This window comes from Metabacillus hrfriensis (assembly GCF_030127205.1).
Taxonomy (GTDB): domain Bacteria; phylum Bacillota; class Bacilli; order Bacillales; family Bacillaceae; genus Bacillus_P; species Bacillus_P dongyingensis.
Genome location: NZ_CP126116.1, coordinates 1,532,737 through 1,545,693, shown reverse-complemented (window position 1 = coordinate 1,545,693; position 12,957 = coordinate 1,532,737). Strand labels below are relative to the sequence as shown.

The 12,957-nt window shown below is 32.9% G+C and carries 10 protein-coding genes and 1 pseudogene; 6 read left to right on the top strand and 5 right to left on the bottom strand.

Features of this window, described 5'->3' with window-relative positions; all coding sequences use genetic code 11:
* The first annotated feature begins 25 nt into the window (after positions 1 to 25).
* A complete protein-coding gene (locus tag QLQ22_RS07640) occupies positions 26 to 172 on the top strand; it encodes a hypothetical protein (RefSeq protein WP_223440855.1) in 147 nt (48 codons plus the stop codon).
* A 359-nt stretch (positions 173 to 531) separates the two neighbouring features.
* Here QLQ22_RS07640 and QLQ22_RS07635 read toward each other — a convergent pair whose 3' ends face one another.
* Entirely contained in the window at positions 532 to 1,176 is a 645-nt protein-coding gene (locus QLQ22_RS07635) for an MBL fold metallo-hydrolase (RefSeq protein ID WP_284016373.1), read from the bottom strand.
* Between the two features lie 442 nt (positions 1,177 to 1,618).
* Complete coding sequence (locus QLQ22_RS07630; RefSeq protein ID WP_284016372.1) at positions 1,619 to 3,100, bottom strand: serine hydrolase domain-containing protein; 1,482 nt, start codon at positions 3,098 to 3,100, stop codon at positions 1,619 to 1,621.
* Between the two features lie 676 nt (positions 3,101 to 3,776).
* On the opposite strand from QLQ22_RS07630, the gene QLQ22_RS07625 reads away from it, so the two are divergent.
* From QLQ22_RS07625 to QLQ22_RS07615, 3 genes are all read left to right on the top strand, one after another.
* On the top strand, positions 3,777 to 4,247 hold the full coding sequence (locus tag QLQ22_RS07625) for a DinB family protein (RefSeq protein ID WP_223440852.1): 471 nt from the start codon (positions 3,777 to 3,779) through the stop codon (positions 4,245 to 4,247).
* Between the two features lie 203 nt (positions 4,248 to 4,450).
* A complete protein-coding gene (locus tag QLQ22_RS07620) occupies positions 4,451 to 4,777 on the top strand; it encodes a helix-turn-helix domain-containing protein (RefSeq protein ID WP_223440851.1) in 327 nt (108 codons plus the stop codon).
* A complete protein-coding gene (locus QLQ22_RS07615; RefSeq protein WP_223443242.1) occupies positions 4,699 to 5,640 on the top strand; it encodes an IS3 family transposase in 942 nt (313 codons plus the stop codon). The genes QLQ22_RS07620 and QLQ22_RS07615 overlap by 79 nt, the downstream gene beginning before the upstream one ends.
* Before the next feature lie 193 nt (positions 5,641 to 5,833).
* On the opposite strand, the gene QLQ22_RS07610 is transcribed toward QLQ22_RS07615, so the two are convergent.
* The 3 genes from QLQ22_RS07610 to QLQ22_RS07600 all read right to left on the bottom strand — a co-directional run bounded on the left by QLQ22_RS07610 (position 5,834) and on the right by QLQ22_RS07600 (position 10,217).
* Complete coding sequence (locus QLQ22_RS07610) at positions 5,834 to 6,520, bottom strand: MBL fold metallo-hydrolase (protein WP_223440849.1); 687 nt, start codon at positions 6,518 to 6,520, stop codon at positions 5,834 to 5,836.
* 462 nt (positions 6,521 to 6,982) lie between these two features.
* A complete protein-coding gene (locus QLQ22_RS07605) occupies positions 6,983 to 7,504 on the bottom strand; it encodes a hypothetical protein (protein ID WP_223440848.1) in 522 nt (173 codons plus the stop codon).
* Positions 7,497 to 10,217, bottom strand: coding sequence for a DUF3289 family protein (locus QLQ22_RS07600; RefSeq protein WP_284016371.1), 2,721 nt, complete (start codon positions 10,215 to 10,217; stop codon positions 7,497 to 7,499). Before QLQ22_RS07600 ends, QLQ22_RS07605 begins: the two co-directional genes overlap by 8 nt.
* A 1,122-nt stretch (positions 10,218 to 11,339) precedes the next feature.
* On the opposite strand from QLQ22_RS07600, the pseudogene QLQ22_RS07595 reads away from it, so the two are divergent.
* Positions 11,340 to 11,655 (top strand): annotated as a pseudogene (locus tag QLQ22_RS07595) (D-Ala-D-Ala carboxypeptidase VanY); the annotation flags it as partial.
* Between the two features lie 107 nt (positions 11,656 to 11,762).
* A complete protein-coding gene (locus tag QLQ22_RS07590) occupies positions 11,763 to 12,287 on the top strand; it encodes a VanZ family protein (RefSeq protein WP_223440845.1) in 525 nt (174 codons plus the stop codon).
* The last annotated feature ends 670 nt before the right edge of the window (positions 12,288 to 12,957 follow it).

Sequence of the window (12,957 nt, the reverse complement as noted above, 5' to 3'; positions counted from 1 at the left end):
ATCGGCTGAACAAGGAGGGGATATCATGTGGGTGATCACGCTCTTTTTAAAGGGATCGATTAAAATGTACGAATTCAGCACAGAAAAAGAAGCCAGAGATGCTTTCAAAAAGTTAAAAGGCAGCAAGTTTCTATCTGAAATTGTTTACTTTAATGATCCTTGTTTTGCTTGAACTGTATTGAATAGCCGTAGAAATCACTAATGAAACGCTTAGAAGTTATTTTAAGGGGTACCGTTTTGGGAGGGAAAACCTGAAATCACACGGTATTTAGCACCGGGAATAGCATTAGGATTAGTACACTAAATTCGCACCGCTTTCAGCGGTGTTTTTTTGCATAATAAAACTCAGTTCATTGTTGAACTGAGTTAATAAGTTATTCCATATATCCGGACCTAGTACCATTGCTCCTGCACCCCCACTCCTTGATCATAAGTTATTCTTTAATAAATTAAATATTAAAATATTTTATTTCCATCTAAAATGCTTAACAAATCAATAATGTCTATTCAGGAGAAGGCCCAGCTATATATTTATTCATACAGCATAGTTACGACTCCAGCATATTCTGACAAATTTTCTTTGGAAATATCCAATGTCTTAACTTCGGTTGTTCGTTGTCCGGAAAGCTGAAGAAACTTATCTACCTTTGAAAACATCAAGCCAACTACCGACAATGCCTTTGTTCTATAATGCATAGGAATTGTTATAGTAGGTTTCAATTGGCGCATTACTTGAGTAGCTTCTAGTGCATTAATCGTAAATGTGCCTCCTACGGGAATGATGAGAATATCAACTTTTCCAATTTCATTTACTTGTTCATCTGAAATTAGATGCCCTAAATCTCCACAATGACAGATAGTTAGACCATCCATTTGAAAACGATATAAAATATTGAGGCCTCTTTTCTCACCATTAACCTTGTCGTGAAATGTCTTAAATCCACTAATTCTTACATCATCGCCGATGTATTCCTTCGGCTCATTAACAAGCAAGTAATCACCTGTTGCAGCTTGAATTCTACTGTGATCAAAATGGTTATGTGTAACGGCAACTATATCTGATTCAACAATCGGCATACGGTAGCGGATGAAGCGAAAATATGGATCAATGAGAATCCTAGTTCCTCCTTCAGATGTCAGTAAAAAAGCAGAATGACCAAACCATTTTATTTTCATACTAAAAAATTCTCCTTACTTTGCAATTAATTTAAAATTAATAAATCAAGCAACTTTATAGGAACCTCGGACTACAGTTCAATAATAGTCCATATTTTATTAATAACTAACCTACGTCGTTCTTTTACCCCAACAAGAAAAGGCGACACTAATTCAGCAATCGCCCCCGATTGTTGAATATCATTTAAATTGTCTTATCGAAGAATAGCGCCCTTTAATGGAATAACTTAAATTATGAACGAGACCTAAAAACACAATCACTTAATTTTTATTAAACTAAAGCCCCTTTAGTTCAATAAGAAATGGCGACACCCCTTATAGTAGTATCGCCCTTGATCTCCTATTGAAAAATATTAATGGGGATAAGATGATGAAATGAAATTAAAATAACATACTTTTTCAATTAATAGAGAGAGAATTCATAAAATCACAATTTTTCAGCTTATGCATCGAAAGTATTTTTCTTTAATGTTAGTGTTACTTTACCTAATTTAACGATTCCCACAATTAAAAGGAGTAAAGGTATTAAAAATAAGAGATGCCCTATTCCTGGAGCAAATAATGTTACCGTAGACAAAGGACCAAATAATTTAGGGAATCCAATTAAAATAATCAACGGCAGCAGCCAGTTAAATACTAATATAGACAACCCATTTAGAATCCTACGGAATGTAGTTACTTTACGATTTTTAGGTTTAAAAATTCTGTAAGCTGACCAAACAATTAAAGCAACTATTGCCAGTAAAATCAAATCAATAATTACATATTTCATAAATGGATTGCTATCAGATATAGAAGGTTCTTCATTATGTACCAGCTTGTTTATCCCACTTATGATGGCATCATATTCATTAAGATTAAAATAATCCATTGAATTGATCTGCAGGCTGATGCCATACTCCCCATCTAACACAACTTTTGAGTATGTGTTTTCTGTCCATCCATTATGGGAGATTCCTTCATTATTCACTTCCCACCCCATCGCATAGTAGGTATCATTCCCCATGAGTGCTGATGGATGAAGCATTGTGTTCATTGCATTCGCTGATAAAATACTTTTTCCTTTGAATTCTCCCTGATTCAATTGTACGATCATGTAATTTGCCATGTCTTCCGCACTGGAAATAAGGTAACCTGAAGAAACAGTTCCTTCATGGATTAATTGCTTTGTAGGCATCTTTAATCCAAATACAGTTTGATATCCGGCCGCAATTGTATTGTTTATATCATCTTTTGGGTCAGCATAACTATTGTTCATTTCAAGCGGTTTGAATATGAATTCATTAATATACTCTTTATACGATTTATTCGTAACTTCCTCGATGACTAAACCTAAAATGTTATAATTTAAATTCGAGTATTGATATTGATCACTCACAGGGTATGTCAATTCTGTATTTGCCAAGCTTTGAATATGTTCTTTTAATGTTTTATCCCCTTGTGATATAGATACTTGACCATCATTTGTAGAAAGACCACTTGTATGATTCAGTAAATGTTGAATGGTGATTTTTTTAGATGCCTCTTCATCTGCAATTTGAAACCAAGGTATGTAGGATTGCACTGGTTTTTCTAGATTGATTTTTCCTTGTTCCACTAACTGCATAATGGCAAGAGCTGTGAACGATTTAGTAGTCGATCCAAGAACAACTGGCGTTTGCGATGTCATTTCTGTCCCATCTGGGTTCGAAACACCATATCCTTGCAAGTATTCCACTTGATCTCCCTTTACGATGGCCAATGAAGCACCAGGAATGTTCAGTCTCTCTATCTCATTTGTCATAAACTCATCAATATTAGAAATATCCAGATTACCATTTGTAGACTCATTATCGTTTGCAAATACAACTCCGTTAACACTTGTCATTAGCATTAGTATGGCGATTACGATCATTTTACCGATTACAAATTGTTTTTTTCGCATAATCTCATTTTCCTTTAACTGTAAATTTTATTATTCGACTTTGACATCTATTACATAAAATATTGTGTAAATACTGTTAATCGTTCATTTTTGGTATCCTTCCGTACTGTCATTTTGGGGTTATTTCATTACTTGGTAATGTTAAAGCAACAATAAAATTTTCAATTTCTTTGATTTCATTTCCACATTTAGAACATTTAAGTTTTTCTTGATCATTTTAGTCTCCTTGGCTACCTTGTCTTGAATACCTACACTCATACAAACTACTTCTTTGTTCAACCAAAGAACCTGCTTATTCCACTAAACTGCAACTTTAGTTTAAGTACAATCCTTCACAAACTCTACACTAATGTTAACATAAATATCCAATTCAATTTACGATTCTTATTCCATTAAATGGCCCGATTGCTGAACAAAAAGTTGAATCCACTCTTCAATTAAACTGCCCTTTAATTCAATAAGTAAAGGCTAAACTTTGTTAAGCAATCGCCCCCGATTGTTGAAGATCATTTATGTTGTCTTATCGAAGAACAGCGCCCGATTGCGAAATTAGAACAACATATTTCTTTGTCTGCCTATTTTACTTAAAGCTTCTTATAGGAAGTTTCAACTATATTCTTTTCCAATTTTTACTGGTATAATATGGTTGATTTTGTTAATGAGAGGGGAGAAAAAGATGGATCAACTTGTATTTAAGCAATTTGAGATGACAAGAGAATACTTCATTAAGATTGTAGAGTCCGTTTCTAAGGAACAAACTGATGTGCAGCCAGATGGTTTTAATAACACAATTCATTGGCATACAGGTCACGTTTTGACAATTACTGAACAAACTATGTTTGGTTTCCCTAATGTAACAACTCACCTTCCCACGAATTATATGGAATTGTTTGGAAATGGCACAAAACCAGCTGATTGGACAGGGAATATACCTGCTATGGATCAGCTTATTGTACAGTTGAAAGATCAATTAACTCGTTTAAAGCAAATTCCTACTAAACAGCTAGATCAAGATTTGGATACACCATTCTTTGGGTGTAAGACTGTTGGAGAACTTGCAGGTTTAACATTAATGCATGAAGCTGCTCATATGGGGCAAATTCAGGCAATGAAGCGTATGATTGAACAAGTAAGTGTTAAAAACTGAATTTAACAAAGTGTTACATTGAGATAAAAAAACCAGTCTAATAAAACAGGTCTTTTCTTTTGTATATTTTATACATTCTTAGTTAACATAAACATAATTGATTGTTATCGGTATGAAAAAAAGGATCTTCGATTGATATTATCCCCTTATAGTAGACAGTAAAAAGAAAGGTTTGTACTGTTTATTTTGGAGGGGATTTTATCATGGGGAAAATTAGAAAGACTTATACAAAAGAGATTAAATTAAAAGCAATTAATTTGTACATAAATGATATGGGGATTAGATCAATTTCTAAAGAGTTGGGTATAGGATATACAACTATCCAAAGATGGATATCTCATTATAAAAGTGAAGGAGTCCAAGGCTTAGAGGAAAAAAGAGGAACATCACGTAGCCAGTTTAAAGGTAGACCTAATAAAGATTATGAAAGTGAGGCAGAAAAAATAAATCGATTAGAAGCAGAAAATGCCTTTCTAAAAAAGCTCTTAGCTGCGAAAAGGGGGATGTTAAAAGAAAAGAAAAATCGTTAGTATATAAAATAATCCATGAACTTAAAAAACAATTTAGTATCATCACCTTATGTAAAATAGCAGGTGTTTCAAAGAGTGGTTATTATAAATGGTTTAAACGCCAAAATAACCCTTCAAAAAAAGAGCTGGAAGATCAATCAATTGTAACAAAAATTATTAAATGCCAACAAGATCCTGATATTAATTGGAGTTATGGTTATCCAAGAATCAAAACTTGGTTAAAAAAGACCTACGGTCTAAGAGTTAATCATAAAAGAATTTATCGTTTAATGAAGAGATATGGAATTCAAGCAAAGATACGAAAAAAGAAGTGGAGGCACTTTGGACGTAAAGAAAAATGTGTCGTCTCTGATAACTATTTAAACAGAGAATTTTCAGCTACACGCCCAAATGAAAAATGGGTGACAGATATAACCTGTCTCAAATTTAATGGAAAGAAAATCTATTTATCTACAATATTGGACCTTTACAATAATGAGGTTGTTTCGTATAAGATAAGTGAAAGAAATGATCTTAAACTAGTAACTGACACTTTAAAATCAGCCATAAAAAAAAGAGATGTCAAAGGACTCCTATTGCATAGCGATCAAGGATTTCAATACACCTCAATAAGATATAACCAACTATTAAAAAGAAGCAATATAAACGTAAGTATGTCCCGAAAGGGAAATTGTTTTGATAATGCTTGTATAGAGAGTTTTTTTAGCCACTTTAAAACAGAATGTTTTTACCGTTCTCGATTCAAGACTTCAAAAGAAGTAACAACAGCAGTAAGAAAATATATCAAGTTTTATAATAATAAACGTTTTCAAAAGAAATTAAACAACCTCAGCCCTACTGAATTTAGGGCTACGGCTGCTTAATTAGTGTACCCTTTTTTTCATTGTCTACTTGACGGGGGTAAGACCAATCGAAGATCCTTTTTGCTGCTTGTTAAATTAACGCGCCCGATTGCGGAAGATCTATTGTATTATAAAAACTTGTTAAACCAGTCTTATGTGTAGAGATAATAAAGTTATTTAATTTGAGAGCCGAATATTAGCGTTTAGGCCCCAATTATAAAATGAATTTTCCACCATGATAACAATAGTAATTTTCAGCTTTAAGATTTTTAATTTTATTCAAAGACTGTTCTGCTTTCTCAACATTTAAACAAAAGTGTGGATTAGCAATAACTAATTCATGATTTTCATTAACAGCTGCATCGCCTGTAATTACACTTTTTAAACTTGGAAAATATAATGAAATATGCCCTGAGGTATGCCCTGGTGTTGCTACTACTCTACATTTGTTATCTAAAATCATATCACCATCATGTACCTTTTCATCAATTGAAACATGCTTCAAATTCTTTAATTGCTGTATAAACCATTTACCAAATTCCATTTCTTCATTTGGCATATTTTCCAGCATTTCTTCGGCTTGAACCAATCTTTCTGACTTTATTTCACCACAAATATATTTTGATTCAATTTCACTAGCTATAATGTTAATCCAAGGATACTTTTCTTTAAAATCATATAAGGAACCTATATGATCAACATCATAATGAGTAATGATTATATTCTTTAAATTCTTCATTTCATATCCATTTTTAAAAATTTCTTTTTCGATTAAAGTTAAAAAATTTATATAGCCTGTATCGACCAAGGTTAGTTCATTATTCAATATAATTAAGCTAGGATAAATATAATTTTTTTGTCCATTAAATTCAAATTCAATTGGTAGTTCTATTATCTTCATTTTTCTTCCTCCATATTAGTTCAAGAATAAATCTGTTAAAACGACTCCCCAGTAAAGAAAACTCATAGTAAAAAAAACAAACACAAATGTCGTTAAGGCTTTTGGTAATTTACCATAAAAGTATATTAGTGCTAATCCAATTAGTATGTGAATGAAAGCAAAAAGAACAAGACCCATGCACCTCACCTCTTATCTAATTAGCACCATTTTTCCACTACTCTGCACCGTGAGTTCAATTAGCCTTACTCCAGAATATGGCCCGATTGTTGATCAAACTCTTGAAACCACTCTTCAACTATACTGCCCTTTACTACAATAAGAAGAGGCGACACTTTGTTAAGCAATCGCCCCCGGTTGTTGAATATCATCTATGTTGTCTTATAGAAGAAAAGCGCCCTTTAACGGAACATGGAAACGATTCGAGTAATGAGGGTCATATGGGAATAGTGATCCCCAGTCTAATCACTCAACAAGCTGATCCTCAATAAAACGCAACCACTTAATTATTTCTCCTTCCTTACTTTTATCATAAACATTGTATTCTTTTTGTGGTTCAGCATCTGACCAAATGATCGATGCAATGAGATCATGCTTATGATGTTCCATCCGATCCGTATTCATGTAACTTTCATCAGGCTGCCAGTCTCTTGGCAAATCGTCACTTTCCCTGTAGAAGGACATATAAAAAATCCTGTTTTTTCCTTCTATTACTTTCATGTCTTCTTCAACTGGATGATTCTTAATGTATTTTTCAACTAATTCTTTTAAATCTATTAAATCTGTTGGTGGATTCAGAATCATATAATGCTTTCTAAGAGTCACCTCTTCTTCATCCTTTTTACCAACGATCTGTTCTGTATTGGCAATTTCGAAAATCTTTGTTTCCCCGCTTGATTCCTCATTCTTTGTACATCCAATTACGTTTAATGGAATTAAAACTATACCAATCATTAAAACGATAATTTTTACATTAATTTTAATCACTCAATTTCCCCTCAAATGGTATATCCATTTCCATTACAGAAACAAAGGGCTTATATTTCCCATTATATTCATCATAATGCTGTAAGACAAACCAGGCACGAAATCCTGCTAAGTTGACATACTCCTTCTCCACATCTGGCTGATCTAACCCAAAATGATCATATAAACGAACATGCATAACACCTTTAAAGTGATTGTTCTCTACTGAAAAGTCTTTGACGGATACGGTATTCCCCCAAGTATCATTTACTGAAATTGTAAGTCCGCCTATTCTATCGTCCCAAGTGCTAAACGTCGGGTAAACAGCATTATCCTGTATATATTGATAAAATTTATCTGTATCCTTTGTACTTTTATCAAACTGAAGTGCTGACAAATTACCTCCATTTTTCTTTAACTCATCAACTAAAGCGTTTTTGAGGAATTCAATATAGGCTTTTGTAGTCTCATGCTCCCTCGCTTTTTTCGTTAAAGTCTGATTGCGATAATCAGTACCATTTCCTTCCTCAAAGTGATCAATCATATCTAAAATAACATCTTCCATTTCTCCCGTAGAAAATAAGCTTGTTGACATCCACTCGAACTCATCAAAGAGAATATCTGGCCAATCAGATTCCCATAATTGGAAGTTGAACATCCAGCTAATGTCAGTCATTTCATCTCCAGTATAATCATTTGTTTTCATATCATTCGCTACATTTCCATTTTCATCATAGCCTTCTGGTCTATCTGATTGATAAATTACTAAATTGGATAAATCAGCGTACAACAACGGTCTTTCATCCTCTTTATCAAAAATTCCATCTCCATCACTATCTTTTTGGTCAGGAAAACTGGTTGGAAAGAAACCTTCAAAATGAATAGTAATTCCAAAAAATTCCACCGTGAATGTTTTGAATGGACCCATTTCTTGCCCATCGGTTAATCCATCTCCGTCACTATCTTTCTTGTTAGGATCTGAGTAGATGATACCGTATGGTGTTTTCATTCCTTCAGTTTCATAGGTATCGTATAAGCCATCCCCATCTGAATCTTTTGGATCTGTCTCTCCACCACTTGAATCATCGCTACTAGATACTATATTCTTATCTCTGCTTAAGTAGTCTATTTCCTTACTCCAAAGCTCCAACCATTTTTTCTTATCAACAACCATATATTCACTAAGCTGAGTCGTTTCCACACTTATTGTATTCTTACTTGTATCTAACACAGCGTTAAGGCTTTCAAACATTTCTTCCTCTTCATTATACCAAACGATGGCTAGATCATCTTCCAACGTGTCTCCTAGCTTTGATTCATCATAAGTAAATGTAATGCTTGCTTTCTCAAATTCTGATTGCGTATTGATCCTAATAGGAGAACCAATAATACCGTGTAAATTAGTTGTTTTCATATTGCCTTTGTTTGTGCTAATTCTAGTCGTTTTATTAATATTATCCTTTGCACTAAAACTAACTTCTACACTTGTAATTTCTGATTTACCAGACGGTTTCAATGATTGACGAATAGATTGTTGATGGAGTTCTTGTGAATCCGTGGTCTCGTCATTATCACTGTCTGCAGCATTCGGGTTTGTCTTTAAAGCATGTTCATCTCCATCACTTAATCCATCGCTATCTGTATCATCCTTATTAGGTAATGAATCAAACTGTTGAACTTCAAATCCGTCAGTTAAACCATCTTGGTCTGAATCTTTCTTCATCAAATTTGTTTGATAAGCCTGCTCATCATTATTTTTCAGGCCGTCTTCATCGCTATCTTCATCTGCATCACTTATGCCATTATCATCTGTATCATATTTTATAGGGGAAATAGAGGATTTCATCTCATATTCAATATTGTCCTTTAATCCATCACCATCTGTATCCTTTTCAAATGGATTCATTCCCTCTAGGAATTCTATTCCATCGGTTATCGTGTCACCATCCGTGTCAGAAGTAGATTCAAAGAATTCTGTGTTAAATTGATAGCCTGCTTTTTCAAGTCCGAATAATACTTGTTTATATACATTTTGATAGGATTTTGATGCAGGGATAGCTAGATCTTTTTCTAGAAACGCATTCGCTTTTTCAGACATTTTCACAGCGTTATTCAAATGAGCTTTTATTTTATTTCCTTTGTGATCCGTTTGATCAGAGATATCCTTTAAAATGCCGATAGCATTTTTATTGACAATTTTATCCGATAAATAAAAATTAAAGAGTATATCTGAAATTAATACTTCAGTTGGTTCATTAAAATCGTTTTCTTTTACATACCCCCATAGACCTATGGTTAACTTATGTTTGATTTTCAAGAGCCGATCACTTTTAAGAACCACCTCTTTTATGTATTCCTCTTCAACAGCTTGTTCATATTCGTTAATCAATTGTTGAAGTACATCAGGTTCATTTATCTCTTTTTGTTTAAAGTCTCCAGTTTCATCCATTTCCGCTAGCAGTTTAGAATCAAACTTCGCATTCGTTTCTTTTATGACTGTGGCAAAACGCTTTAATTCTTTTATTGCAATCTGATCATAGATTTTTGCAATTCTTGTGTCCTCATAGAATTCATATTCACTTAACCACTGTTTTACATTTTGCTCACTAGAAATCTTATTTTTTCCTTGATTAGCTTGGTTATTGCTCTTGGCAACGACCGCTTGCCCAAATCCGCTAAAAATCATTGCAAAGATCAATAAAAAACTCAACATCCTTTTTAATTTTTTTCCCACCGTGATAATCTCCTCTATTAAAATATTTATTTAACCTATTGACGTTATCGTGGTTCCCAACCGAAGAAATATTGTCAAAATCCTTGAAATCATGTCATTAGATCAACTCCCTTACAAGTATTATTTTTTAATAGAACTTGTTGTCTTTATCAAAAGATATTTGAATTTTACAAAAATTTTCGAGCCAGAATGACACTTAAATTTACCGAACATCAGTAAATCTTTGCCCCAATCTATTTTCGAACTGTAAACCAATGAATGGACCCCGTTTCGCTCCCCACCGTTTATATAAAATGTTCAGGGGATGATGCTTTTTGGTCCTTAGACTGTGGCGAAAATACAAAAGCATTTAAGAGCATAAAAAAACAGTAACAGCTCTTATCATTCCTTGAGGAATAAATTCATTTTTCTCCTTTCCGTCACTAAAAAATTTATTTATCAACTCAGTATCAGTTTACACAGGAGAAATATGGAATATAAGGTAAAAAACTCCTGAATATTTTTATCAGACTTATGAATCATTGATCTTTCTTTAGAGATTGAACCTACCAATTTTTTTAAAAACTTTTGTTCAAGAAAATGGCCCGATTGTTGATCAAACTCTTGAAACCACTCTTCAACAATCCTGCCCTTTAATGGAATAACATACATTTCGAGATGAACCACCTAATTGTCTTTTTTCACTCCAGAATATGGCCCGATTGCAGAACAACTCTATTGTCACTCAACAATTCCCTAATCCACTTTTATGTTGGTTTTGAATAAAGTTTGATTAAAAATTTTCTGTAAACCCACAAGCTATGGCTAATAAAAGGAAACCATTTTGAAAAAAGATTAATCAAAATGGTTTCCTTTCTTTTTGAATGGACTCTCCGTTTTCTAAAAAAGTTTAATCAAAACTCATTTAGAAATCTTTGATTGAAAAGATAAAGTATCACAACTTTATTCAAAACTTCGCATCTTTCTTACAAACATCGCAATTAATTACCAATGGCGGATTCCTAAGAAGATTAATAATAAAATCCAAGTAAAAATTTAAGAAAAATTTAATATTTATCCCACTTTTTATTTTAAAAGTTTTTCCTATCCTATAAACAAGTTACATCAAGGAGGAGACTAAAAATGAAAAAGTGGGGATTTTTATTGGTTTTTGCATTATTTCTAGTTTTTATTTTTAATATATTACCGATATCCCAAGATAAAGTAGAGGATCAAATATATGAACAAAATGATAATATAGCTACTGAAAATACCCAAAAGATTGAGATTACAGAATAGCAGATCTATCAAGGGAATCTGCTTTTGGTTAACAGGGAATCTGCTTTTGGTTAACAGTGAATATGCTGTTCAACAAGCTGGTATAAAATCGGATATCATAAATTTATTTACACACAAAGAATTAACAACCGGATACCAGTTACTTAATAGTGAAATAAAATGATCAGAAGAAATAGCTGAAAAATTTTCGGAGATGATAGCATAGTGTAAAGTCGGATAAAAGCTTAGATTATAAGTTTGAAAAAGAATTAGAAATTGAGGATTTATATGGAAAAATCAAAAAATAATCAAAATAAAATAACTGCTGGCTTGTTGGCCGTATATTTATTTGCATTAACATGGATTATAGTCTTTAAAATGCAATTTTCATTTCAAGGCTTGCCGGATTTTAGGGAAATCAATTTAATCCCTTTTGCTGGTTCAGCTAATGTTAATAATCAAATAGATTTTAATGAAATAATCTATAATGTACTTGCATTTATCCCATTTGGAATTTATATCAGTATGCTAAAACCAAATTGGTCTTTCTTGAAAAAGATTGCAGTAATAGCAGGAGTTAGTTTGTTATTTGAAGTATTGCAATTCATCTTTGCTATAGGAGCTAGCGATATAACTGACTTCATGGGAAATACATTAGGTGGAATTATTGGAGTTGGATTTTATATTGTATTTTGTAAGCTGTTTAGTACAAAAGCAAATAAAATCCTTAATGTTTTAACTTCAATCGGAGTGATATTCCTTGTTGCATTAGTGCTGTTATTAATTAGTGGTGTTATTAGGTTTAAATTTTAGTAATTGGAGAATTGCTGTTCATGAAAATTAACAGAGGGTATACCATCAATGACTTTGATACAGCAGGTTCTTTATTTATAAAACAAGAATGACAAATATCACAAGCCACCTATTTTGAGGGTGGCTTTTTTATATCCAGTAAACAAAGTAATGTGTATCCTATACATTTCCAGTTAACACAATCACTTAATTTAGGAAGATGCCCAAAACGCCAAACCCATACAGTTAAAGGGTTTGGCATCTGTTCGTTTTTTATCATTTATGCATGATTTTATACAACTTTTTTACATCAACGTTTTTGGCTTCTGAAGAAGCCTGGTTGCTGCATAAAAATGTGGAGTTTTATGTAACCTCTTATTCAACATTATGGCCCTTATGTGGAATAACTTCTGTATCCGCTTACTCCGTTAAACTGCCCTTTACTTCAATAATAAGATGCGACACTTTGTAAAGCAATCGCCCCCCTTAAACTGCCCTATTGCTTAATACCAATTATTTCAAAATCAAGCAATTTACTCAATACTTTATTCCATTAAATAAGGCGCCATCCTTGTACTGGATAAGCGCCCGATTCTTGAATAACTAAAAAATGACTTAGTACACGATTTTTTCTAACAACGTACGGTTACCCCGAGAATGTAGCTATTCTACTTTGCGGGTAATAGGTTCG